At 57.3% G+C, this 23,349-nt stretch carries 22 protein-coding genes; 16 read left to right on the forward strand and 6 right to left on the reverse strand.

Features of this window, described 5'->3' with window-relative positions; translation table 11 throughout:
• Positions 1 to 3: 3 nt before the first annotated feature.
• On the reverse strand, positions 4 to 423 hold the full coding sequence (locus M3668_RS10770; protein ID WP_251380845.1) for a DUF1844 domain-containing protein: 420 nt from the start codon (positions 421 to 423) through the stop codon (positions 4 to 6).
• A gap of 359 nt (positions 424 to 782) precedes the next feature.
• Between M3668_RS10770 and infC the strand changes: the two genes are divergently transcribed.
• From infC to M3668_RS10815, 9 genes are all read left to right on the forward strand, one after another.
• The gene (gene infC / locus M3668_RS10775) at positions 783 to 1,406 is read left to right on the forward strand and encodes a translation initiation factor IF-3 (RefSeq protein WP_502948974.1); all 624 of its coding nucleotides are present in this window, start codon (positions 783 to 785) and stop codon (positions 1,404 to 1,406) included.
• 213 nt (positions 1,407 to 1,619) lie between these two features.
• On the forward strand, positions 1,620 to 1,814 hold the full coding sequence (gene rpmI, locus M3668_RS10780) for a 50S ribosomal protein L35 (protein WP_237203564.1): 195 nt from the start codon (positions 1,620 to 1,622) through the stop codon (positions 1,812 to 1,814).
• 122 nt (positions 1,815 to 1,936) lie between these two features.
• A complete protein-coding gene (gene rplT / locus M3668_RS10785; protein ID WP_251380846.1) occupies positions 1,937 to 2,320 on the forward strand; it encodes a 50S ribosomal protein L20 in 384 nt (127 codons plus the stop codon).
• 311 nt (positions 2,321 to 2,631) lie between these two features.
• Complete coding sequence (locus M3668_RS10790; RefSeq protein ID WP_251380847.1) at positions 2,632 to 3,564, forward strand: TrmH family RNA methyltransferase; 933 nt, start codon at positions 2,632 to 2,634, stop codon at positions 3,562 to 3,564.
• A gap of 23 nt (positions 3,565 to 3,587) precedes the next feature.
• Complete coding sequence (locus M3668_RS10795) at positions 3,588 to 4,010, forward strand: (deoxy)nucleoside triphosphate pyrophosphohydrolase (protein WP_251380848.1); 423 nt, start codon at positions 3,588 to 3,590, stop codon at positions 4,008 to 4,010.
• A 334-nt stretch (positions 4,011 to 4,344) separates the two neighbouring features.
• Complete coding sequence (locus M3668_RS10800) at positions 4,345 to 5,475, forward strand: VIT1/CCC1 transporter family protein (protein ID WP_251380849.1); 1,131 nt, start codon at positions 4,345 to 4,347, stop codon at positions 5,473 to 5,475.
• A 272-nt stretch (positions 5,476 to 5,747) separates the two neighbouring features.
• Positions 5,748 to 6,875, forward strand: coding sequence for a phenylalanine--tRNA ligase subunit alpha (gene pheS / locus M3668_RS10805; RefSeq protein WP_251380850.1), 1,128 nt, complete (start codon positions 5,748 to 5,750; stop codon positions 6,873 to 6,875).
• A 4-nt stretch (positions 6,876 to 6,879) separates the two neighbouring features.
• Positions 6,880 to 9,429, forward strand: coding sequence for a phenylalanine--tRNA ligase subunit beta (gene pheT / locus M3668_RS10810; RefSeq protein WP_251380851.1), 2,550 nt, complete (start codon positions 6,880 to 6,882; stop codon positions 9,427 to 9,429).
• Between the two features lie 207 nt (positions 9,430 to 9,636).
• A complete protein-coding gene (locus M3668_RS10815; RefSeq protein WP_251380852.1) occupies positions 9,637 to 10,308 on the forward strand; it encodes a hypothetical protein in 672 nt (223 codons plus the stop codon).
• Between the two features lie 61 nt (positions 10,309 to 10,369).
• Here M3668_RS10815 and M3668_RS10820 read toward each other — a convergent pair whose 3' ends face one another.
• Entirely contained in the window at positions 10,370 to 11,347 is a 978-nt protein-coding gene (locus tag M3668_RS10820) for a quinone oxidoreductase family protein (RefSeq protein ID WP_251380853.1), read from the reverse strand.
• Between the two features lie 176 nt (positions 11,348 to 11,523).
• Here M3668_RS10820 and argC point away from each other — a divergent pair, with 176 nt between their 5' ends.
• From argC to M3668_RS10850, 6 genes are all read left to right on the forward strand, one after another.
• Positions 11,524 to 12,570 carry an N-acetyl-gamma-glutamyl-phosphate reductase gene (gene argC / locus M3668_RS10825; RefSeq protein WP_251380854.1) on the forward strand — a complete coding sequence of 349 codons (1,047 nt, stop codon included), beginning with the start codon at positions 11,524 to 11,526 and terminating at the stop codon, positions 12,568 to 12,570.
• Complete coding sequence (gene argJ / locus M3668_RS10830; RefSeq protein WP_251380855.1) at positions 12,567 to 13,781, forward strand: bifunctional glutamate N-acetyltransferase/amino-acid acetyltransferase ArgJ; 1,215 nt, start codon at positions 12,567 to 12,569, stop codon at positions 13,779 to 13,781. The genes argC and argJ overlap by 4 nt, the downstream gene beginning before the upstream one ends.
• Before the next feature lie 31 nt (positions 13,782 to 13,812).
• Positions 13,813 to 14,823 (forward strand): acetylglutamate kinase, encoded by a 1,011-nt coding sequence (gene argB, locus M3668_RS10835; RefSeq protein ID WP_251380856.1) that lies wholly within the window; start codon positions 13,813 to 13,815, stop codon positions 14,821 to 14,823.
• Positions 14,824 to 14,845: 22 nt separating this feature from the next.
• Positions 14,846 to 16,063 (forward strand): acetylornithine transaminase, encoded by a 1,218-nt coding sequence (locus M3668_RS10840; RefSeq protein ID WP_251380857.1) that lies wholly within the window; start codon positions 14,846 to 14,848, stop codon positions 16,061 to 16,063.
• Positions 16,064 to 16,170: 107 nt separating this feature from the next.
• A complete protein-coding gene (argF, locus tag M3668_RS10845) occupies positions 16,171 to 17,130 on the forward strand; it encodes an ornithine carbamoyltransferase (RefSeq protein ID WP_251380858.1) in 960 nt (319 codons plus the stop codon).
• A gap of 11 nt (positions 17,131 to 17,141) precedes the next feature.
• On the forward strand, positions 17,142 to 17,621 hold the full coding sequence (locus M3668_RS10850; RefSeq protein ID WP_251380859.1) for an arginine repressor: 480 nt from the start codon (positions 17,142 to 17,144) through the stop codon (positions 17,619 to 17,621).
• A 72-nt stretch (positions 17,622 to 17,693) separates the two neighbouring features.
• On the opposite strand, the gene M3668_RS10855 is transcribed toward M3668_RS10850, so the two are convergent.
• Positions 17,694 to 18,083 (reverse strand): ankyrin repeat domain-containing protein, encoded by a 390-nt coding sequence (locus tag M3668_RS10855; protein ID WP_251380860.1) that lies wholly within the window; start codon positions 18,081 to 18,083, stop codon positions 17,694 to 17,696.
• 147 nt (positions 18,084 to 18,230) lie between these two features.
• On the opposite strand from M3668_RS10855, the gene M3668_RS10860 reads away from it, so the two are divergent.
• A complete protein-coding gene (locus tag M3668_RS10860) occupies positions 18,231 to 19,790 on the forward strand; it encodes an AMP-binding protein (protein WP_251380861.1) in 1,560 nt (519 codons plus the stop codon).
• Between the two features lie 30 nt (positions 19,791 to 19,820).
• On the opposite strand, the gene M3668_RS10865 is transcribed toward M3668_RS10860, so the two are convergent.
• The 3 genes from M3668_RS10865 to M3668_RS10875 form a co-directional block, all read right to left on the reverse strand.
• Positions 19,821 to 21,059, reverse strand: a complete 1,239-nt coding sequence (locus M3668_RS10865) for a glycerate kinase family protein (protein ID WP_251380862.1) — start codon at positions 21,057 to 21,059, stop codon at positions 19,821 to 19,823.
• 108 nt (positions 21,060 to 21,167) lie between these two features.
• Entirely contained in the window at positions 21,168 to 22,685 is a 1,518-nt protein-coding gene (locus tag M3668_RS10870) for an SLC13 family permease (RefSeq protein WP_251380863.1), read from the reverse strand.
• Positions 22,682 to 23,347 carry a response regulator transcription factor gene (locus M3668_RS10875; RefSeq protein ID WP_251380864.1) on the reverse strand — a complete coding sequence of 222 codons (666 nt, stop codon included), beginning with the start codon at positions 23,345 to 23,347 and terminating at the stop codon, positions 22,682 to 22,684. The genes M3668_RS10870 and M3668_RS10875 overlap by 4 nt, the downstream gene beginning before the upstream one ends.
• Positions 23,348 to 23,349: the final 2 nt, after the last annotated feature.

A 23,349-nucleotide genomic window follows, 5' to 3' on the forward strand; every position in this document is an offset into this window, starting at 1 on the left:
CTTTTAGAAGACGGGGCCGGTGAACTTTTCGCCCGGGCCCTGACCTGGCTTGTCGGGGAAGGCTGAGGCTTCGCGGAAGGCCAGCTGGAGGGAGCGCAGACCGTCGCGCAGGGGCGCAGCGTGCTGTGAGCCAATTTCGGGCGCCGCCGCGGTGACGAAACCTGCAAGGGCAGTGATCAGTTTGCGAGCTTCGTCCAGGTCTTTGAGGTCAGCTGCGTTTTCTTCTGCACCTAGCCCGCATTTGACCGCGGCGGCACTCATCAGGTGGACGGCGGCGGTGGTGATGACCTCAACTGCTGGCACCTCGGCGATATCCCGCATCTGGGCGTTGACTTCTTCGAGTTGCTCAGCGGTCACACCTTCTGGGAGCTGGGTTTCATCGGGCTGCTGGTCTTCAAAACGGTAGGTAGATTCGTTACTCATGGTTACTAGAATCTCACATAGGTTGCAACCGGTGTGAATCGCTGGTCACACTCTGGCATTTTATTGCCTATTAATCCTTGAAAGTGGTCTTTAAGTCTTGATAAATAGGGCCAAAGCACGTAGAGTTCTAAGGTGTTTGCAAGCGGAACGTTTTAGTTCCCACCCGCATCAGCTCTAGCGTTGACGGGTTATGGCCTTAAGGTCGCAGTGTTTTGCTGCGTGCAGTTTAGGTTAAGGGTTACAGGCCTCCGTTTGCTTTACCACAACGGGGGCTTTTTTAGTCCCCGAGAGAAATTCACGGGTATAACCCTACAAGCAACAGGAGCTTAGTCATTAGCGATCCCCGCATCAACGACCGTATTCGCGTTCCGGAAGTCCGTCTCGTCGGCCCCGGTGGTGAACAGGTCGGTATTGTCCGTGTAGAAGATGCACTGCGTCTTGCTCAGGAATCCGATCTCGACCTGGTTGAGGTTGCCCCTAACGCTAAGCCGCCCGTGTGCAAGTTGATGGACTTCGGCAAGTACAAGTACGAAGCCGCTGTTAAGGCTCGTGAATCTCGCAAGAAGCAGGTTAACGCCTCGCTGAAGGAAATCCGTTTCCGCCTCAAAATTGACACCCATGACTACGAAACCAAGGTAGGGCACGCACGTCGTTTCCTTGCCGGTGGTGACAAAGTCAAGGCTATGATTCAGTTCCGTGGTCGTGAACAGCAGCGCCCCGAGATGGGTGTGCGTTTGCTCGAGCGCATGGCGAATGACCTGGTTGAGGTGAGCTCGATTGAATCGAAGCCTCGCGTTGACGGTCGTAACATGGTGATGGTTCTTGCCCCGCTGCGCGGCAAGCAGGATGTTCGCCGTGACGCCCAGCAGGAGAGCAGCCGCAAGGGTCGCGAACGCGTTAACACCACTGAGGCAACCCCTGTAACTAACTCGCTGGCAGATGCAATGCCCGCTGAGCTCAAGGCGCAGGCGTCAGTCGAATAAGGAACTGGTTAGACTACCGGCCCCGCATGCAACATGTGCGGTGCAAGGTCAAAGATTTACGCATAATCCCGCCGTCCCCCACGGTCAGGTGGTTGATGCAGCGTGAAAACCAAACCCCTTTCATAGACGAACCCACTACAGCGGTGTTCGTTTAGTGTAGAGTTCCTCATCGCCCGAGAGGGCGGGAGGGTAGAACGTAAGGAGAATCGGCTCATGCCGAAGCAGAAGACCCACTCTGGTGCAAAAAAGCGCTTCAAGCTCACCGGTACCGGCAAGGTTAAGCGCCAGCAGGCCAACCGCCGTCACTACCTTGAGCACAAGTCATCACGCGTGACCCGCCGTCTGGCATCTGACCAGATCGTTGAAGGCGGTCAGGCCAAGGTCATCAAGAAGATGCTCGGTAAATAAAACCGTCTTCTTTTTGAAGCTCTGACCTCAGAGACATGAGGTCGCACCAAAGTAGATAATTATTTCTCTCCTGCGCAACGCTAGATTATTGGTTGCCAGGACATAGATGTTAGGAGACACACGTGGCACGTGTGAAGCGCGCGGTTAACGCGCACAAGAAGCGCCGAGTAGTCCTTGAACGCGCATCCGGCTACCGTGGCCAGCGTTCACGCCTTTACCGTAAGGCTAAAGAGCAGGTCATTCACTCACTGGTTTACAGCTACGACCACCGTCGTAAGAAGAAGGGCGACTTCCGTCGTCTCTGGATTCAGCGTATCAACGCAGCTGCCCGTGCAGAAGGCCTGACTTACAACCGTTTCATCCAGGGCCTGAAGGCTGCTGAGGTTGAAGTTGATCGCCGTATGCTGGCTGAGCTGGCTGTCAACGAGCCCGCTGCTTTCTCAGCACTGGTTCAGGTTGCTAAAGATAACCTGCCTGAGGACACCTCAGCTCCCAAGGCTGCCTAAGCTCTAGCTTTCTCAGCTGATCAGGACGCCGCTGCTCCCCGTTTGGGGAGTGGCGGCGTCCTTTTGTGTGCCAGTCAGAAATACTTGAACGAAGGAAGGAAAGATGGCATCTTACAACTGATCCTCTGACGGCCTCGTGCCAAGCGCTCGCCCGTACTTCACGCCAGCCCCGACCAGCTAGCGGACATACCCCTCATCCTCACCTGTAGTTGGCTTACCCACTACCCCCTAACCTTCTGCCATCGCTCGGTCTTTGCGCCCTTGCCCACACCTGGCTGCTTGGCCGGGGCGGGCGTGAGACAATGGAGGCTATGGATTTTTTTGAGCGTCTTGCTACCCCCGTCATTATGAACAACCCCTCCGCTGATCGTGTGAAGGATGTGGCCAAGCTAGCTAACCGCAGCGGTCGCACCAAGAGCGGCCAGTTCCTCGTGGAGGGGCCGCAGGCGGTGCGCGAGGCGCTGCTGGCTCACCAGAAGAAGCCCTTACTGGATGCGGTCTACATTACTGAGAAGGCTTTTGACCGTCACGAAGATTTGGTTGAACTGTTGGAAGAAGTGCACGGTAGCCCTACTCCTGAGCCCGGCCGTAAGGTCTTTATGCGTATGGTGACCGATGAGGTTCTGGCGGCTATGGCTGAAGCAGTGACCCCGCAGGGCATTGTTGCCGTGGCTTTCCAGCGGGAGATTTCTCCGGCTGATATCTGGGGTGAGGGCGCTATCAACCCCAAGCTGGTTGCTGTGCTGACCCGTGTGCAGGATCCGGGTAATGCTGGCACCATTGTGCGTGCGGCTGATGCTGCCGGTGCTGACCTCATTATTACCACCAAGGGAACTGTTGATCTTTATAACCCCAAGGCAGTGCGCTCTACCGCTGGCTCTCTCTTCCACCTGCCGCTGCTACAGGGCATCGATTTAGAAGATTTTGCCGAGGATGCAAAGGGCCAAGGCATAGGAGTGCTGGCTGCGGACGGTTACGGGCGGGTCAGCCTTGATGACCTGCAGGACGCCGCCTTTGCTGCCCGCGCTGGTGTTGAGCCGCGCAAGAAGGTCAAGTACGACCTTGCTGCCCCCACTATGTGGCTTTTCGGTAACGAAGCTCAGGGCCTGAACGATGAAGAGAAAGCCGCCGCTTCGCTGAGAGTAGCTGTGCCCATCCACGGTGCTGCTGAGTCGCTAAATGTAGGTATGGCTGCTGGTGTTTGCCTCTATGCTTCGGCGCTGGCTCAGAACCGTAAACGGTAATCGCAGGGTGTAGGGCTAGTTCTATGACAGACACGGTTTACCCTGTTCAGGTGGTCGGGGCGGCACTGGTTGACTCGCTGCAGAACCCCACCCGTATACTGCTGGGGCAACGGTCTGCACCACCTGCTCTGGCCGGTCTTTGGGAGTTCCCCGGCGGGAAGGTTGAACCGCAGGAGAGTTGCCAGGAGGCACTGAAACGAGAGCTGGTCGAAGAGCTGGGGGTAGAGATTATTCTGGGGCGCGAAATCAGCGGCCCGCACCCGCAGGGGTGGCCACTGAACGAGAAAGCCTCCATGCGTGTCTGGTTAGCTGAAATAATTGACGGCCAACCGGCAACCCTTCAAGATCACCTGGCTCTGGAATGGTTTCCCCTTGATTCTGAGCTCCTCAAGGTTGCCTGGATTCCGGCTAACCTACCTATCACCAGAGCGATACTGAGCCTCTAAGAGTGATCACCCAGCGTCGCTGAAGATTGTGCCCCTGACCTCATGTGAGGTCGGGGGCTTTGCCTTACTTGCATCATCAACTAGTATGGTGAAGAAACGAAGGGGAGTAGCTCCCACACTGGCACCTCGCAGGTGCTCAAGCGGTGTATCGACATACTGGTTGCTTCTTAAACCCGGTGCACCACCTGCCGTATCACCCCAGATACCGGCAGGCGAGCAAGACCTTCGGCAGACGACTTTAACCCCAGTGAGGTGGGTAGCCGCTGCCGAAGTGTGCGCTCGCATAACGGTACGGTCTACCGGCTCAATCACTGACTGAACAGACAGCGAGCTCATGCCCAGTACACCGCACCCAGTCCAGCTTCACCACGCTGCCACCAACCCCACATCCGCTCAAATTCGCAGGTGGCGCCGCTACCTAGCAGAAGAAATCTCCGAAGCCCAGGTTTACACAGCACTGGCAAAACTCTCGACAGGCCACGAGGCAGAAATCTTGCAGTCGGTGGCAGATGCTGAAAAGCGGCACCAGAACCATTGGCGTGCACTGCTGGGTGAACACGCCCACCCCGAACCGCGTCCGTCCGCTTCTGCAAAACTCCTTGAACTGCTTGCCAAAAACTTCGGTACCGTTTTTGTGCTAGCTCTTGCCCAGCGAGCAGAGGGGCGCTCACCCTACCGCGAGGATCCGGACGCCACCGAAGCGATGGCAGCCGATGAAGCGATTCATGAAGAAATCATTCGGGCGCTCTCGACGAGCGGACGCGAAAAACTGTCGGGCAACTTTCGCGCCGCCGTCTTCGGCGCTAACGATGGTCTGGTCTCTAACGTAGCTCTCATTATGGGTATCGGGGCATCGGGTGCCTCTAACTCGATGGTCCTACTCTCCGGTATCGCCGGTCTGCTAGCAGGTGCCCTCTCCATGGCAGCCGGCGAATTCGTATCGGTGCGCTCACAGCGAGAACTGCTAGACGCCTCCCGCCCCACCCAGGTGACCCTATCGGTAGCTCAGGATCTTGATATTGATCAGAATGAGCTGGTTCTCATTTACAAGGCACGCGGCATGAGTGAAGAGGCCGCCCAGCATCGTGCCATGGAACGTTTTGGGCACTTAGACTGTGACTGTGACCCATCACTGTCTTTCAAGGATGTTATTGAGGGAGAGGAGCACGAAGAAGAGCACGGGGCTCTTGGTTCAGACATCGGTGCTTCAGCCTCAAGCTTCGCCTTCTTTGCGTCCGGTGCCCTGGTTCCGATTCTGCCCTATATCTTTGGAGCCAGTGGCACCTTCGCTATGGTGCTGTCCCTAGCGCTGGTCGGTATTGCCCTCATGATTACCGGCGGCGTCGTGGGTCTGTTCTCCGGTGCCTCACCAATGAAGAGAGGCCTGCGTCAGCTGGCAATCGGTTACGGTGCAGCGCTAGCAACCTACCTGCTGGGGCTCCTCTTTGGTGCGACGGTAGGTTAGGTGACCTGATGATGTATGCGGAAGTCGGTGTTGTTTCTTGAGCGCTTCTCACGCGATGCGTGAACGGTGAGGCATGCCTCGATCAGCTGATGACAAAGCGCACCGATTATGTTCACTAAGACCTAAACCCACTTACCTTAATGTCCCGTTGCAATCAGCGGGACGCTTCTTTATGTTGCGCGCGCAAAGTGCTCTAAAATAAAGAACTGATGCCCTGGGCGCCCGGCGAAAAACCCTGTGCCCGCCAACAACAGATGTGAAGAGATGTGTCTATGACTGATTCTTTGCCCGAGGTACCTGAAAACCCCACTCCTTTTCAGGTTCTGGCTAATATCCGAGCAATTTTAGACAAGGACCCCCAAAACGGTCTTGAGACCGTTAAGCAGGCATGTGCCGCTGAGCTTGATCGAGCGCTACACGAGATTGCAGAAAAGGCTTCTGATTTCGAGGAGCTCAAGCGTGTGCGTCTTGAGTTCACCGGCGACAAGGGCGGTTTCACCCTAGCTAACAAGCAGATGCGAAATCTGGCTAAGGAGCACAAAGCTGAGGTTGGCAAGCTCATGGGCCAGGCTCGCGGACGTCTGGCTAAGGCACTAGAGACCCGCAACGCGGAGCTTGAAGAAGAGCGCGCTGCTCGCATTCTCGTGGAAGAGGCAGTAGACGTCACGGCCCATACTCCCCGCCGCCGCGTGGGTGCGCGTCACCCCATCAACGTGCTCCAGGAGCAGATGTGTGACATCTTCGTTAGCATGGGCTGGGAGGTTGCCGACGGCCCCGAGCTGGAATCCGAGTGGTACAACTTTGACTCCCTCAACTTCCCGCCGGACCACCCTGCCCGCGAACTGCAAGATACTTTCTTCGTTGAGCCGGTCAGCTCACACCTGATGTTGCGCACCCACACCTCACCGGTGCAGATGCGCTCGCTCCTGACCCGCGACGTCCCGCTCTACGTGGTCTGCCCCGGCCAGGTCTACCGCACCGACGAGTTGGACGCCACCCACACCCCGGTCTTCCACCAAATCGAGGGCCTGGCCGTCGACAAGGGTCTGACCATGGCAGACCTCAAGGGCACCCTGGAACACATGGCACGCGCCATGTTCGGCGAAGACGCCAAAATCCGCCTGCGACCTAACTTCTTCCCCTTCACCGAACCTTCCGCTGAGCTGGATGTCTGGCACCCTGACGCCAAGGGCGGCCCCCGCTGGATTGAATGGGGTGGCTGTGGCATGGTCAACCCCAACGTCCTGCGCGCAGCAGGCGTGGACCCCGAGGTCTACTCCGGCTTCGCCTTCGGCATGGGCATCGAACGTACCCTCATGTTCCGCAACGGCGTTCAGGACATGCGTGACATGATCGAAGGCGACATCCGTTTCTCACAGCAGTTCAAGATGGAGATCTAACCCAATGCGAATTCCCCTTTCCTGGCTCCGTGAATACGCGCCCGTCCCGGCAGACGCAACCGCCGAAGATGTCATGGCCGCCCTAGTTAAGGTTGGCCTTGAAGAAGAAGGCGTCCACCGCCCCACCGACGAGCTCACCGGCCCCATTGTGGTCGGCCAGGTGCTTTCGATGGAACCTGAAACCCACTCCAACGGTAAGACCGTGAACTGGTGCCAGGTGCGCGTGGTTCCCGAGGGCCAGACACAGACTCTGACCGGCAGAGGTATTGAAGAGTCCGGCGTGCAGGGCATTATCTGCGGTGCTCACAACTTTGCACCCGGTGACAAGGTAGTAGTTACCCTGCCTGGCGCCGTCCTCCCCGGTGGCTTTGCTATCACTGCCCGCAAGACCTACGGCCATAAATCTGCTGGCATGATTGCATCCGTGCGTGAGCTGGGGATTGGTGATGACCACGACGGCATCCTGGTACTCTCCACCCTGGGCCTTGACCCAGAACTTGGCTCGGACGCCATGGAATTGCTGGGCCTCTACGACGAGGCTGCAGAAGTCAACGTCACCCCCGACCGCGGCTACGCCTTATCGATGCGCGGCATCGCCCGCGAATACTGCCACGCAACCGGTGAGACCTTTGATGACTTCGTGCTGGATCTGGCAGCCAAGGCACCTGCGGCTAATGCCAGCGGCCTGCCTGTCACCCTCACTGACTCCGCCCCCATCCATGGCAAGGACGGCTGTACCCGCTTCGTCACTCGCCAGGTGACCGGTGTCAACGCAGCAGCCCCCGTGCCCACCTGGATGTCATCACGTCTGCGCCTGGCTGGCGTCCGATCCATCTCACTGCCGGTTGATATCTCCAACTACGTGATGCTCGAAACTGGCCAGCCGCTGCACTTCTACGACGCAGATAAGCTGGATGGCGGTATCACCGTTCGCCGTGCCCAGGCGGGGGAGAAACTCACTACTCTGGACGAGAAGGTCCGCGAGCTACACCCCGAAGACCTGCTCATTACTGATACGACGGGACCCATCGGCCTTGCCGGCGTGATGGGTGGGGCTAGTACCGAGGTCGGCACCGAGACCACCAACATCCTTATTGAAGCTGCCCGCTTTGACGAAGTCTCTATCGCCCGCACCTCCCGCCGTCACAAGCTCTCTTCGGATGCTTCCAAGCGTTTTGAGCGCGGCGTTGATCCCGAGCTCCAGGCTGCAGCCGCCCAGCGTGCCGTTGACTTGCTGGTTGAACTGGCAAGTGCCACCGTGGAAGAAGGCGTGACTGACACTGGTTCTACCGCAGAACCTACCCTCATTGACCTGCCCGCAGACTACACTGCAGGCCGCATCGGCATCGACTACACGGAAGCTCAGATTACTGAGTCCCTGGAACAGATCGGTGCTCAGGTAGAGCGTACCGAGACCGGCTACCGCGTTACCGCACCGTCCTGGCGTCCTGACCTAACGGATAAGGAGCACCTCACCGAGGAAATTGCCCGCCTAGTCGGTTACGATCTGATCCCCTCAACCCTTCCCGTAGCACCCCCCGGTCAGGGCCTGAGCACGGAGCAGCTCCTGCGCCGCCGCGCCCTCAACGTGTTGGCGGCGTCGGGCTTGACCGAGGTATCGGCTTACCCCTTTGTTTCGGAGGACGACAACAACCTTTGGGCAAGCCCGGTTGCCGGGGAAACCGTGAAGTCAATACGCCTAGCTAACCCCATTGCTTCCCAGCAGGGCTGGATGCGCCGTTCACTGCTGCCCGGCCTGACCGAGGTGCTCAAGCGTAACCTATCCCGTGGCTTTAAGAACCTTGCAATTTACGAAACCGGCCACGTCTTCATCCCCGGTGCTCAGCACGGTTCATCTCAGATTCCCGGTCTGGGTGTGCGACCCTCCGATGAGGTCCTAGCAGATCTTAACGCCGGCATCCCGGACCAGCCTCGCCACATCGCAGGTCTTTTCTGCGGTCTGGTGCACGAAGAAACCCCCGGTGCCGTTCCCCATTCTCTGGACTGGCGTGACGCCCTTGACTCTGCCACCCTGGTAGCAGATGTTATCGGTGTGAAGCTAGAGGTTGCAAAGGGTGAGCACCAGGCCTTCCACCCCGGCCGTACCGCAGCCCTCACTCTGGCAGATGGCACCGTCCTCGGTTACGCCGGTGAACTTCACCCCAAGCTTCTCGCAGAACTGGACATGCCCGAGCGCACTGCCGCTTTCGAGCTCAACTTCTCAGCACTGCTGAACGGTCGCGGTGGCCCGACCATCGCAACCGGCATCTCCGGCTACCCGGCCACCAACCAGGACGTCGCGCTAATCGTTGACGCTGATGTCCCGGCTAAGGCTGTTGCTGCTGCCCTGGCTGAGGGTGCAGGTGACCTGCTGGAGGACGTCCGCGTCTTTGATGATTACCGCGGCGCCGGCATCGATGAAGGCAAGAAGTCCCTAGCCTTTGCACTGCGTTTCCGAGCCACCGACCGAACCCTAACCGCTGATGAGGCAAGTGAAGCCCGGTCCTCAGGTGTATCTGTCGCAGCAGACCGGTTCGGAGCTGTCCAGCGCTAAGGCACAGCTAAACACGTAATCTGCACCCGGCTTCTGCCCGCCTACCCAGTGCGGGCAGAAGCCGGGTGCTCATCGCTTTTCCACCCACCAAAGCGCACAGAATGTTTCACCCACCCCACGCCCGGGTTGCCGCCCCTCTTTGAGCTCAAGTAGTCTTGAAAGACCACCTGCCCAACCGAGTAAGCCTTATCCAACGAAAGCGATACCGTGAGTCCACAGCGCGAATCAGAAAATAACGACAACCTACAGGGAGAAGACCTCCTTGCCGGTGAGCGCGCAGACGGGTTCTTTGGCCTCAACGATGAAGATGAGCTTGAGGAAACTCGCGGCCCCATTCTGCCCAAGCTCATTGCGGCGGGGCTCATGCTACTGGTGTCACTGATTGCCCTGCTCTTGCTTGTGAGTGGCGTACGCACCTACACTGAAGCCCGTGAAAATGAGGGCTACGAAAACAAGTCGTGGGTAATTCAAGGCACCCTTGAAGATCTGACCAAAGATTTGCAGGGCGATAGGAACGTGGGTATTTACGCGGGATCTCTTCCCGATGATGAGGCCATGAACGATAAGACTTTTGTCTCTGATGTGGCGGATTCAGTTTCCGTTGGCCCCCATCAGGGGGTTAAGTTCCGGGGCTCCCAGACCGGGCGCGTCAAGAGCGACTTCCCCGAAAAGGTCGATGCCCTGCTCGTTGAAAACGCTGACGGCAACCTCACCGTCGCCCGCACCGGCGAAACCGGCACCCTGGTGCCCGTCACCGAAAGCACCATAGGCTCCCAGAAAGCCAATGCCATGCTCAAACTGGGCGGCGCCATCCTGGTCTTCGGCGCTGGAGTAGTCGGCACCTTCTTCATGATCCGCAAGAAAAAAGAAGAGGTTTAGCAACAGATGGAGGCTAGGCGCGCTCGCAGCCGACTGACTTTCTGAAGTGCGGCTCATAAGACTAGGGGAGCAGGAGCACCTTGCCGCGAGTCTTGCGGGCCTCTAGATAGGTGTGAGCTTCCGCTGCCTGGGCCAGTGGGAAGGTCTGATCCACGGTTAGGTTGAGGTCACCTGATTCAATTGCGTCAAAGAGTTCACCCATGCGCCAGCTAATTTCCTGGCGGTCTTGGGAGTAGTGCGCTAGGGTCGGGCGGGTGACATAGAGAGAGCCTAGCCCGTTGAGCTTTTGCAGGTCAAAGGGTGCTACCTGCCCGGAAGCCCCACCAAAGAGCACCGCCATGCCGCGGGTTTTTAGCACAGTCAGTGACTGTTCAAACGTATCTTTACCCACGCCATCGTAGACGACGTCTAGACCGGCGCCATCGGTAAGGTCCTTAATATTTTCTGCAAAACCTTCATAGCGCAGAACATGGTCAGCCCCGTGAGCTGTAGCAATTTTAGCTTTCTCATCGGAGGAAACAGTGGTGAAAACTGTGGCTCCACGAGCCTTGAGCAACTGAATGGCGATGCCACCCACTCCACCTGCACCGGCGTGAATAAGGACCTTATGCCCTGGCTCCACCCGGAAAGTGGAGCTGATGAGGTAGTGAGCTGTCATGCCCTGGAGAGGGAGAGCCCCGGCGTCCTCCCAGCTGATACTCTCGGGTACCTGAACAGCGAGCTCTTGGTCCACTAGAAAATACTCAGCATAGGTAGCCGTCGCGTTGGCAGTGGCTAGCCGATCACCCACCGAGAAATGAGTGACGTCAGAACCCACTGCCACCACTTCACCGGCAGCCTCAGTGCCGGGAACGAAAGGGAGTGGCACCGAGTACACACCGGCACGTTGGTAGGTCTCAATGAAGTTAATGCCCACCGCACGAGTCTTCACCAGCACCTGGGTGGAGCCGGGGGTAGGGAGGGGAAGCTGTGCTGGAACCAGGACGTCAGGCGCCCCTGTTGCTTCAAAATGTACTGTGGTCATAGTGGTATTAGTCATGATTTTAAGCCTACTCCCAAATCTAAGATTATCGATGTTAATGGCTAATTGTTTGGACTGGGCTTGGGTTAGCACATCTTCACCCTAGCCTGCCTCTATCTGAGGTAAAGCGTCCGTATCCCGAAACAATCTGTATAAATATTTACTGCATTGCAAAAAAATGCAAAGATGGTGTCATGACGATTACAGTAGCTGTTTCTGGAGCCACCGGCTATGCCGGTGGCGAGGTCCTGCGTTTGCTGGCAACCCACCCCCACGTGGAGGTTAAGACGGTTGCCGCTCATTCTTCGGCTGGGCAGAAGTTGGGGGATCTTGCTCCCCACCTGCGAAAGTACTCACACCTGACGATTGCTGATACCACCGCTGAAGCTTTGGCGGGGCACGACGTTGTTTTCTTTGCCTTGCCGCACGGGGCCAGTGCCGAGGTTGCCGCCCAGTTACCTGAAGGCACTTTGGTCATTGATGCCGGTGCCGACCACCGCTTAGATGACGCGGAGGCTTGGCAGAAATTTTACGGCACTGACCACGCAGGTACCTGGCCGTATGGGCTGCCAGAGTTCCCAACGTCTGCAGGGCGGAAACAGCGCGAACAGCTGCAGGGCGTAAGTCGTATCGCTGTGCCTGGCTGCTACCCCACATCTTCCATTCTTGCCCTGGCTCCCGGTTTTGCTGCCGGTCTTTTAGAGCCTCAGGACGTTGTCATTGTGGCTGCATCCGGCACCAGCGGGGCAGGTAAAAGCCTCAAACCTCACCTGCTCTCGGCAGAAGTTATGGGCTCCATGAGCCCCTACGGGGTGGGTGGGGCACACCGTCATACCCCTGAGATTGAAGAGAAACTTTCTGCAGCAGCGGGAGAGCGGGTGCAGATTTCCTTCACACCCACTCTTGTCCCCATGCCGCGCGGGATCCTGGCAACCTGTACAGCGCGGGTCAAGCCAGGTGTTACCGAAGCCCAGCTGCGCGATGCCTGGGGTAGAGCCTATGAAGGTGAGCGCTTTGTGCACCTGCTCCCGGAGGGGCAGTGGCCCAGCACCAAGAGCGTGCAGGGGTCTAATCACGCTGAAATGCAACTGGCTTTCGATGCGCACGCTGGGCGGGTCATCGTTACTAGCGTCATCGATAATCTGACCAAAGGCACCGCTGGTGGTGCCATTCAATCCATGAATATTGCTTTGGGTCTGCCCGAATTCGAGGGCCTTGAGCAGGAAGGGCTGGCACCGTGACCGATCTGAAGCACCATGTTGAGGGTATCGAAAGTAGCGGGGTTACCTACCCTGCTGGCTTCAAAGCTGCCGGTGTAGCCGCCGGGATCTCCAGTGTCACCGGTAAACGCGATGTTGCCCTAGTGGTCAATGAAGGGGCGCAGAAGAACGCCGCCGCAGTTTTTACCACCAATAAGTTCGCTGCAGCGCCCGTGCTCTGGAGCCAGCAGGTGATCACCGACGGGCGGGTGGACGCTGTGCTGCTCAACTCGGGCGGGGCTAACGCCTGCACCGGTGCCCCCGGTTTTCAGGACACCCATGCCAGCGCCGAGCAAGTTGCAGAGGTTCTGGGTGTTTCAGCCGGGGACGTCCTGGTGTGTTCAACCGGGCTGATTGGTCAGCGTCTACCCATGGATAAGTTGGGTGCCGGTATTAGCGAAGCTGCGGCTTCGCTGGGTGCTGGTGCGGCGTCCTGCCAGGAGTCCGCCCAGGCGATTATGACCACTGATACCGTGCACAAACTAGCCGGGCAAGAGCTCACGGCAGCTGGTGGCACTTACCGTATCGGCGGTATGGCCAAGGGAGCTGGCATGCTAGCACCCGGGTTGGCAACTATGCTGGTGGTCCTGACCACCGATGCTGCCCTCACCAGCCAGCAGCTTGATACCGCGCTGCGTGAGGCCGTCCGCTTGAGCTTCAACCGGGCTGATTCCGATGGGTGCATGTCCACCAACGACACCGTGGCGCTACTGGCGTCGGGGGAATCTGGTGTTACCCCCGATCCGCAAGACTTTACCCAGGCACTGACTGCTATTTGCCAGGACCTCGCCCTTCAGCTGATTGGAGACGCCGAGGGAGCCAGCCATGATATTCATGTGCGTACCCTGGGGGCAGCTACCGAAGCTGAGGCTGAGGAAGTCTCCCGCGCAGTTTCCCGCTCAAACCTCTTTAAGACGGCGATTTTTGGCAACGACCCCAACTGGGGCCGCATCCTCTCTGAGGTGGGCACCACCAGTGCACATTTTGAGCCCGAAAACGTGAATGTCACCATCAATGGTGTTATGGTCTGCCGGGGCGGGGGTATCGGTGAAGACCGCTCCCTGGTCGATTTGACCGCTGACCGCAGGGTCACCGTAGACATCGATCTGGCGGCAGGGGAGCACCAGGCAACGATCTGGACCAATGACCTGACCCACGACTACGTCCACGAAAACAGCGCTTACTCCAGCTAACATCTCCCCACCAACGGCCCAGAAAGAAGACATGGCACAGCAGAACAACGCCGCCGCCCGTTTTGATACGGCGCAGGAAAAAGCTAAAACCCTGACCGAAGCCTTACCCTGGATCCAGCAGTTTCGGGGCAAGATCATGGTGTTCAAGTACGGCGGGAACGCTATGATTTCTGAGGATCTGCGCGCAGCTTTTGCTGAAGATATGGTTTTTCTACGTACCATCGGCATTTGCCCGGTGGTAGTACACGGTGGTGGACCGCAGATTACTGCCATGCTGGACAAGCTGGGGATTGAGAGCGAGTTCCGGGGCGGCCTGCGCTACACCACACCTGAGGCAATGGACGTGGTGCGCATGGTACTCACCGGTCAGGTGGCTCGCGAGCTGGTGAGCCACATCAACCGCCATGGCCCTTTTGCTGTTGCGATGAGCGGGGAGGACGGCGGGCTGCTGCGTGCTCGACGCATCACAGCTCAGGTCGATGGGGTTGAGACTGACCTGGGGCTGGTGGGTGAAGTGGTTGGAGTTAACACCACGGCCATTACCTCCATGATTGAAGCTGGAAAAATCCCGGTGATTTCATCGATTGCCCCCGAGATACATGACAGGGAGAAACATCCGGATCATCATCACGGTCTGGCGGGTCTTACCGGTGAAATCCTCAACGTCAACGCAGATACAGCGGCGGCCGCCGTGGCCGCTGCGCTGGGCGCTGAGAAGCTGGTGGTGCTGACCGACGTTGAAGGGCTTTATGCCAACTGGCCTGACCGTAACTCTCTGATTAGTTCCCTCACGGTCAGCGAACTGAGGGAGATGATGCCCAGCCTCGTTTCTGGCATGATTCCCAAGATGGGTGCCTGCTTGCAAGCTGTAGAACAGGGGGTGCCGCGAGCATCGATTGTTGATGGCCGCCTACCGCACTCGCCTCTGCTTGAGATTTTCACCGATACTGGCATCGGCACTCAGCTCACACCGGACGGCCTGACTGAGGGCGCCTGGAAGCACCCAGAAGCTGACTACCGGGTACAACCGGTGACCTACTAGAGCCTGAAGAAAAGAGATAAACGTGAGTCAGCAAAACTATCTTGAAACATATTCCACCGACCTCTTGGGTGTCTTTGGTGACCCCAGCCTGGTGCTGGTACGCGGTGAGGGCTCGCGCGTCTGGGATGCAGACGGCAAACCCTACCTTGACCTGCTCGGCGGTATTGCCGTAAACGCTCTGGGCCATGCCCATCCCGCGTGGGTGAAGGCGGTGGGGGAGCAGGCTGCTACGCTGGCCCATGTTTCTAACTTTTTTACCACCCCGCAGCAGGTGGCGCTAGCCCATAAACTGCGTGCTCTGCTGGGGGCTGAGGACGCCCGTGTCTTCTTTTGCAACTCCGGTACCGAAGCGAATGAGGCTGCCTACAAGCTAGCTCGCCGCCACGGCAATCTCCATGGCAAGGGAACTATCATGGCGCTGGAGCAGGGGTTTCACGGTAGGACCATCGGAGCTTTGAGCCTGACTCATAAGCCCGCCTACCGGCAGCCTTTCGAGCCTCTGCCCACCGGCATCCAGCACATCCCTGCCACTCTGGAGGCTCTAGAAGAACACTTCACCGATGACGTCGCGGCGCTGATTGTTGAGCCCGTTCAAGGTGAAGCTGGGGTGCTGCCTCTACCTGAAGGTTATCTAGGACGAGCCCGTGAGCTAACCCGCCAGCACAATGCCTTACTTATTGTTGATGAGGTGCAAACCGGAATGGGCCGTACCGGCCGCTGGTTTGAGCACTCCCGCGAGCTAGGCGCCGCTGAGCTGCCCGATGCTATTACTCTAGCCAAGGGGCTGGGCGGAGGTTTTCCCGTGGGTGCCATGATGGTAGTTGGCGCTAAGAATGGCGCAACTCTACAGGCCGGCATGCACGGCACAACCTTTGGCGGTAACCCTCTAGCTACCGCAGCGGCGCTCGCCACCCTGGAAACCATTGAGGCCGAAGGGCTGCTGGAGCACACTGAAAATATGGGAAGCTATCTGCGACAGCAACTGGAGCAGCTAGCCGTTATTCAAACAACACGCGGGGCGGGGCTGCTTATTGGCATTGTTCTAGAGGATGCAAAGACGGACGCCGGAGCTCCGCTCGCCCCCACCTTTGTAGTGGCTGCGCGAGAAGCTGGTTTCATCGTCAACGCTCCCAATGAGAATACCGTGCGTCTGGCTCCAGCCCTGACTCTGAGCCACGAAGAAGCCGATGAGTTCATCGCTGCCTTCCCCCACATTCTTGCCCAGGCCCTCCAGGCGTAGTGACCGGGGCGCCGCGCCCAAACTCACTATTCATCAAACGAATAAATATTAAAAATTATGCATATAATCGTTGGGGTGCACTCGTAGCCCCAGTAAAGGAGACCACCGTGGTACGTCATTTTCTCAAAGACACCGATCTCACCCCCGCCGAACAGGCTCGTGTGCTGGACCTTGCCGCTGAGATGAAGGCAGACCGCTTTGGCTTTGCCCCTCTCGCTGGGCCGCAGACCGCAGCGGTGATCTTCGATAAGACTTCTACTCGCACCCGTTTTTCCTTTCATACCGGTATCGCAGAACTGGGCGGTAACCCCCTCATTGTGAACCCGGGTGAAGCGCAAATCGGGCATAAAGAAAGCGTTTCAGACACAGCTAAAGTCATTAGCCGAATGGTCTCAACAATTATCTGGCGTACTTTTGAACACCGCGGTCTTGAAGAAATGGCGCAGCACTCTACTGTGCCGGTCATCAACGCCCTTTCTGATGACTACCACCCCTGCCAGATTCTTGCTGATCTACTCACGATCCGTGAGCACCTGGGAGAGCTGGCGGGTAAAACCATGGCCTACCTGGGGGACGCCGCTAACAACATGGCTAACTCCTACCTCCTGGGGGGAGCGACCGCCGGCATGCAGGTACGCATAGCCGGCCCGTCCAGCTACCTACCCGCCCCTGAGGTGGTAGCAGAAGCAGAAGCCCGCGCCCAGCAAACCGGCGGGTCAATCCTGGTTACCACCGACCCCGCAGAAGCACTAGCTGGGGCGGACGTAGTCATTACCGATACCTGGGTTTCCATGGGCCAGGAAGACCAAAAAGAGGCCCGCGCCCAGGTATTCAAGCCCTACACCGTAGATACCGCAGCGATGGACCAGGCAGCTGAGCACGCTATCTTCTTACACTGCCTGCCAGCCTACCGCGGCTTTGAAGTGACCGCAGAAGTTATTGACGGGCCTGCTTCGGTTGTCTTTGACGAGGCAGAAAACCGCCTTCACGCTCAGAAAGCTCTCATGGCCTTCCTCCTGGCAGAATCTGGCCTAGCTGCCAACTACCGCGCAGCTCTTACCCACTAGAAAGAACATCAATGGCAATTCCTTCCACCAAAACTGCCCGCCAGGCTCGCATTATTGAGTTACTACAAACCCACCGGGTGCGCTCGCAGGCTGACCTGGCGCAATTGCTCACCAATGACGGTCTCAAAGTTACTCAAGCCACTCTCAGTCGCGATCTAGTTGAAATTGGTGCTGAGCGGGTACGCGATGAAAAATCTGGGCTAATCTACGCAGTGCCCAACCACCCTGTGCGTCGCAGTGCCCAGGACGGCCCTGACGCTCGACTGGTTGGGCTTTTCAAGGAGTTGCTAGTGACAGCTGAGGCCTCAGCTAACCTGGTGATTCTGCGTACTCCGCCCGGGGCGGCGCAGTTCCTGGCATCGGCCATCGACCAGGCTGGTCTTGAACCGCTGCTCGGGTCCATTGCCGGTGATGATACGGTCATGGTTATTACCCGCGACCCTCTCGGGGGTGAAGCGGTAGCTGAACTCTTCCTCAGCTGGGCCGCGTAGGAATCCATCACTCCAAGCAGGCTTTGACCCTGCCCACTCGTCTCTCGCGTCTATTCCCGGGTAGTGAAGGGGTTAGCTGAAGAGCTTTTGCATATCCTCAAGCTCAAAGAACTGGGCCACCTGGGCTGGTGTTTGGGTACCTAGGGTTTCGTCCGCTCCGGCGTCCAAGAGCATGCGAGCGATGGGGAGGTTGTTGCGGAAGACAGCGCAGACCAAGGCAGTTTGCCCTCGGTCGTTCATCCGATCCAAATCAGCGCCTTCGTTGATGAGAATCTGTAGCAGGTCGGTGTGCTGATGGTAGGCAGCAAGAATGAGCAGAGTATCGCCCTTTGCGTTGGTGAGGTCAACGGGAACGCCTTGGTCGAAGAGTGACTTGAGAGCTACCGGCTTATTGTCCCGGGCTAAATCGAAGACTGAGTTAAGGAATTCGTGTTCTGTCTCGGTGAGGGCGTTATCTGTCATGCCTATACTTTGGCAGATAGCTTTACGCTGTGCAAACCTGTCGGTACTTTTCTGACAGTCTCTCCGATCGTGCTGCCGTGTTCACAGGGCTTTGTCCACACTTTATGGGAAGATGTTGTACCAAGCAGGTTAGCTAACCGAAAGGGCATGATGATTCAGTCTTTGACTTCTAAACCTACCGAGCAGAGTAATCTCTGTTTTTTGCTGACCCGTCAGGCATCTTCGCGGGACCTGGCCTTGCAGTGGGAAGGCGGGCAGCTTACCTATCAAGAGCTGGTGGGTAAAATTGACGTTGCTCGCGAATGGCTGGTTGATAGGGGAGTAAGTCACGGTGATCGTGTGGCTCTTGCCCTGCCCAATGTGCCTCAGATGGTAGCTCTTTACTATGCCACGCTTGCTCTGGGCGCCATTGCTGTGCCACTGCACCCGCTTTTGTCAGCTCGTGAGGTCCAATACCAGGTGCAGGACGCCGGAGCTCGGCTGCTGCTGGTTTGGGCTGGTACCCGGGTAGCCGGTGAATTGGCTGATCTTGATATGACAGCGGTTAATGCAGGTCTTAGTGCTGTTGAGGTTATTGATGGCAGTGTAATTTTTGAGGGGAAAGCAGAAACGCACTTTAGGCCCTGCGCTGTCGAAGCTAATGCTCCTGCCGTCCTGCTCTACACCTCTGGTACAACCGGCCAGCCTAAGGGAGCAACCCTAAGCCACGCCAATATGCTGTCTAACGCGCATTCCTGTGCTCAAGTTTTTGGTTTTAAACCAACAGATACCATCTTTGGTGGGCTTCCCCTCTTCCACGCTTTTGGGCAGACCGTATCGATGAATGCAGTGTTTGCTGCTGGAGCCAGCATTGCCCTACTACCCCGTTTTACTCCCCAGGGCGCTGCGGCTTTGTGTGCAGATACTGGGGTCACTGTTTTTGCGGCGGTGCCCTCCATGTACAGTGCTATAGCTAACTATCTGGAAACAGATACTGCACTTGCGGATCGGCTGAGGGGCTCTCTACGGTTCGGTATTTCTGGAGGGGCAGCCTTGCCATCCTCGGTACACGCTGATATTGCCCGCTTAGTTAACTTTCCCGTCTATGAAGGGTACGGGCTGAGTGAAACCTCCCCGGTAGTATCTTTTAATCAGGCTGAATTTGGTCTTGTCATTGGCTCGGTGGGCCGCCCCCTGCCCGGTGTCCTGGTTGAGGTCCGGGATGAGCAAGGGCATCCGCTCGGCGCAGACCAGCCGGGGCAGCTGTGGGTCAGCGGCCCTAACGTAATGACCGGTTACTGGCAGAACCCTGAGGCTAATGAGGCGGTATTTGACGGTGACTGGTTCGCAACGGGGGACGTGGCCAGATTAGATAGCCAGGGCAATATTTACATTGTGGACCGTCTCAAGGACATGATTTTGCGCAATGGTAATAGCGTCTACCCTCGTGAAATTGAGGATGTTCTCTACACTCACCCACAGGTCAGCTTAGCTGCTGTGGTGGGCACGGCAGACCTGCAAGTGGGTGAAGAGATTGTGGCTGTCATTGTGCCTCGCACTGCGGATTTGACCGAGAGTGAAGGTGATGAGCTGGTTGCTGAACTTGATCACCTGTGCCGTCAGCAACTCGCTTCCTACAAGTACCCCCGGAGTTTCCTTCTGCGTGCAGAGCTGCCGCTTGGCCCCACCGGTAAAATTCTCAAGCGGCAACTAGCGGCCTCACTGTAGAAATCTTGCCCATCTTCCAGTTACGTGGTCTTAGGCGGCTGCCTTCAGGTTTCGGTTCTGCATGGAAGCACTCAGTGATGCCCCCAGGAGAATCATACGAAAACAGCGCTCGGTGGAATTGGTGAGCAGCTCTTCACCATTTTCTAGGGCATCATCTAGGCCCATGGGCAGGGGCATGATGCTGGCAAAAGCGTCAATACCAGCATCGTGAACCCGGTAGGCTTTCTCTCCGATGGATCCGGCGAGGGCGAGCACGGGGACTCCCGCGACCTGCGCTCGAGCGGCAATTTCTGCAGGAACCTTGCCCTTGGGCGTCTGATAATCGATAGCGCCTTCTGCCGTAACCACCAGGTCAGCCTGTTGAATTTCTGTAGTGACGCTGAGGCCGGCCAACCCGGAATCAATGAGAGCCTCAAAGCGTGGGGTAAGTTCGGCTCCAATCAGTGCTAGTCCAGCACCCAAGCCTCCTGAAGCGCCGGTGCCTGCTCCCGTATGAAAATCCGTAGATACTCTACCGCCGGTCATCTCATTCTGGGTGCTCTCAAGAAGGTTAGCCCAGTGAGTTAGCGCCTGATCTAACTCTTCGACCTGCTGAGGGGTGGCGCCCTTTTGGGGGCCGAAGACGCGAGCTACCCCCTTGGGTCCGGTCAAGATGTTGTGCTGGTTGAGGGCCAGTATAATGCGAACCTGTGAAAGGCGGGGGTGCAAGCCGCTGTAATCTATGCGCTCAGCGTTGGAAAGATTGGCTCCACCAAGCTGCACTTCCTGTTCGTCGGCGTCTAGAATTTTTGCACCTAGGGCAGAAAGGGCACCGGCACCGCCATCTGAGGTCCCTGAATCTCCGCAACCCACCAAAATGGTGTGTACTTCCGGGTTTGAGAGTGCAGCGGCTATTGTTTCTCCTACCCCGTAGGTAGTGGTGGCGCCAGGGTTCCTCATGTCTTTGGGAATCAGGGAGAGACCTGCTGCAGCAGCCATCTCTACCACGGCAATTCCGCGTTGAGAGCCTCCTAAAAGAGCGTAGTGAGAGTTGACGCGCTCGCCAACAGGCCCGGTGACCTCAAGCGAAACCAGGGTGCCGCCGGTTGAGGATGCTAGGAGCTTGGCGGTTCCTTCTCCTCCATCGGGGATAGGTAGGACAACGGTGTTGACTCCGGGAATAACCCTGCGGATACCTGCTGCGATAGCGTCGGCTACAACATCGGCATCAAGGCTTCCTTTGAAGCCAGAAGGGGCGATGAGGATGCGCTGGGGAATGGACATAATCATGATAGTTCTCCTTATATTGGGGCACCGAGACATGGTGGGTGCAAGCGTCTTCGCTAGTGTTGCCACTAGGTCTTTTAGTGTTTTAAAAATTTCGCTGGGTGGTGCGATTTAGGTGTAGAGAGGCAAACCTAAGAGGGGCCAAATGAAGAAAGAAAAGAGTGCGATAAGCATGGCATGTAGCGGAGCGAGCCAGGCGCTGAGTTTCAGGAGGTCTGCTGGAGTGTAGGTTGGTCTTCCGTCCATGTTGGCAAAGAGAGCAACCGGTTTAGCGCTGGAGGTGAGGGTGTGACAGAAGCCTGCTGCAGCGGTTGAGATAAAGGCGGCTGCCACTGGATTCACCCCTAACGGTAGCGCCGCTGTGATGACGAGGGGAATAAGCACTGCGCTACGAGCACTTCTGGACTGAATGACCAGGTGAGCTGCAGTTGAAATCAGAATCACCATAAGTATGAAGATGGCTGATCCGCTAGACCCCAGTTGACTCACTGGGGCAAAAAGGGATTCAGCCAGCCAGGTTGCCGCACCTGAATCTGCTAGACCGGTTCCGATGGCTAGAGTCGCTGCCATGAAGAGCAACATGGGCCAGGGTGCTTTCTTGAGGGCTGCGCCCAGCTTGATGGAGCTAACCCCCGGAGCGGTGGCCGCCAGGGCGCCCAGTACCGCTACGATCACGGGTGTCAGACCGTGCAGAGTTTCGGTGCACCAGAGAAGTACAGCAACCAAGAGGACCAGTGCAATGTTCCGTTCGGGAGCTGTGAGCGGCCCACGGACCGGGGTATCTGATGCTTGCTCAAAATCAGCAACCGTTACTTCGATGGGACCCTGCTCCTCTCGGGAAGGACCAAAGAGCTGTAGCACTAGCTCAGTAACGACTAAGGAAGCCAACAGACCTAGACCTGAGCCCAGAATCATCCACTCCAAAAAGCCAATGGTTTCCAAACCGTAGGCGGTTAGGATTTCTGAGGTGACCAGGTGGGCGCCGGCACCAATAAAAGATGCTACAGCCGAAACCAGGATGCTGGCCGGGGCTAGGATACCCAGAGCTTTTACCAGGGCTGGGCGGTTACCCAAGGCATCCGCCAGGGCCTGGTAGATGGGCAGAGCGAGCGCAGCGCGTCCCGAAGGTGAGGGAACCAGATATACCGTCAGAAAGAGAGCTAGATTGAAAAGGTAGGCGAGCTGCCTGGGGGTCCGAGCCCGGGAAACCAACTGGGCGGTCAACCTGCGGGTGAGGCCGGAGGCAGTGAGCACCTGAGCCATAACTACAGCAGCAACCAGTAGCCACACCGCTGATGTCCCTAAGGACGCGGTGAAACGTTCCGTTGAGATGATACCGGTCAGTACCAGAGCAACAGCGGCTGCCAAAGACACATAGGTATCCGTCAGCGGGCTAAAAACCCATGCCCAGATTGCAATGATAAAGATGCTCAGGGCTAGCGCTCCTTGAAGGCTGAGTGAGGCAGACCCAAAACCAGTCCAGGTTACCGCAGCCACCAGGGTAACGGCACCAGCGAGAGAGACAACTAGTCGACCAGTGATGAAGCTGCTGTTGACCTGATTCAGAGGAGCGGTCACCGGCAACCTTTCGTCAGGGCGTTCTTGAGAGGAATAAAGTAGCTTGCTCATACAAATCGGTACCCTGCTCCACGAACGGTCACAATGTAGTCCTCCCCAATTTTTTTGCGTAGTGCTCTGATATAGACATCAACGATGTTGGAGTTGGGATCGAAGTCCACACCCCACACCTGACCCAGTAGCTGTTCGCGTGAAAGCACTTGATTCTTGTGACGCATCAGTGTTTCCAAGAGAGCAAATTCTCGAGTAGTGAGCTCTGCTGACTGTCCCGCTACCGAGACCTGGCGGCTCAGAATGTTAAGAACAAGGTCGCGGTGAGTGAGCTGGGAGGTTGGGGTCGTATCATCGGAGGCTGTATCGCGAAGACGCAGTCTAATACGAGCAATCAGCTCAGCGAACTGGAAAGGTTTGGTCATGTAGTCATTTGCCCCGTTCTCCAGACCTTCTAACGTATCGGAGACTGAGTCCCGGGCAGTCAGCATGATAATAGGGGTTTTGAGACCCTCAGCTCTCAGCGCTCGCATGATAGAGAACCCGTCCATGCCGGGAAGACCCACATCGAGGATAATCAGGTCAAAATTTCCCACTTTGGCCAGAGCATAAGCGCTACGGCCCTCATCAATTAATGTGGAGGTATAACCGGCTGATTTCAGCCCCTTAACAATAAAGGACGAGATACGCGGGTCATCTTCGATAATGAGGATGTGGCTCATCG

This window comes from Rothia sp. P100 (assembly GCF_023712425.1).
GTDB lineage: Bacteria > Actinomycetota > Actinomycetes > Actinomycetales > Micrococcaceae > Rothia > Rothia endophytica.

What these genes read in the sequence shown, in the direction of transcription:
- argC (WP_251380854.1), top strand. Translation starts at nt 11,524, where the DNA reads ATGACGATTACAGTAGCTGTTTCTGGAGCCACCGGCTATGCCGGTGGC.
- M3668_RS10795 (WP_251380848.1), top strand. Translation starts at nt 3,588, where the DNA reads ATGACAGACACGGTTTACCCTGTTCAGGTGGTCGGGGCGGCACTGGTT.
- rpmI (WP_237203564.1), top strand. Translation starts at nt 1,620, where the DNA reads ATGCCGAAGCAGAAGACCCACTCTGGTGCAAAAAAGCGCTTCAAGCTC.
- M3668_RS10790 (WP_251380847.1), top strand. Translation starts at nt 2,632, where the DNA reads ATGGATTTTTTTGAGCGTCTTGCTACCCCCGTCATTATGAACAACCCC.
- pheS (WP_251380850.1), top strand. Translation starts at nt 5,748, where the DNA reads ATGACTGATTCTTTGCCCGAGGTACCTGAAAACCCCACTCCTTTTCAG.
- argB (WP_251380856.1), top strand. Translation starts at nt 13,813, where the DNA reads ATGGCACAGCAGAACAACGCCGCCGCCCGTTTTGATACGGCGCAGGAA.
- M3668_RS10865 (WP_251380862.1), bottom strand. Translation starts at nt 21,059, where the DNA reads ATGATTATGTCCATTCCCCAGCGCATCCTCATCGCCCCTTCTGGCTTC.
- M3668_RS10875 (WP_251380864.1), bottom strand. Translation starts at nt 23,347, where the DNA reads ATGAGCCACATCCTCATTATCGAAGATGACCCGCGTATCTCGTCCTTT.
- M3668_RS10860 (WP_251380861.1), top strand. Translation starts at nt 18,231, where the DNA reads ATGATGATTCAGTCTTTGACTTCTAAACCTACCGAGCAGAGTAATCTC.
- M3668_RS10770 (WP_251380845.1), bottom strand. Translation starts at nt 423, where the DNA reads ATGAGTAACGAATCTACCTACCGTTTTGAAGACCAGCAGCCCGATGAA.
- M3668_RS10870 (WP_251380863.1), bottom strand. Translation starts at nt 22,685, where the DNA reads ATGAGCAAGCTACTTTATTCCTCTCAAGAACGCCCTGACGAAAGGTTG.
- pheT (WP_251380851.1), top strand. Translation starts at nt 6,880, where the DNA reads ATGCGAATTCCCCTTTCCTGGCTCCGTGAATACGCGCCCGTCCCGGCA.
- M3668_RS10855 (WP_251380860.1), bottom strand. Translation starts at nt 18,083, where the DNA reads ATGACAGATAACGCCCTCACCGAGACAGAACACGAATTCCTTAACTCA.
- M3668_RS10820 (WP_251380853.1), bottom strand. Translation starts at nt 11,347, where the DNA reads ATGACTAATACCACTATGACCACAGTACATTTTGAAGCAACAGGGGCG.
- M3668_RS10850 (WP_251380859.1), top strand. Translation starts at nt 17,142, where the DNA reads ATGGCAATTCCTTCCACCAAAACTGCCCGCCAGGCTCGCATTATTGAG.
- M3668_RS10800 (WP_251380849.1), top strand. Translation starts at nt 4,345, where the DNA reads ATGCCCAGTACACCGCACCCAGTCCAGCTTCACCACGCTGCCACCAAC.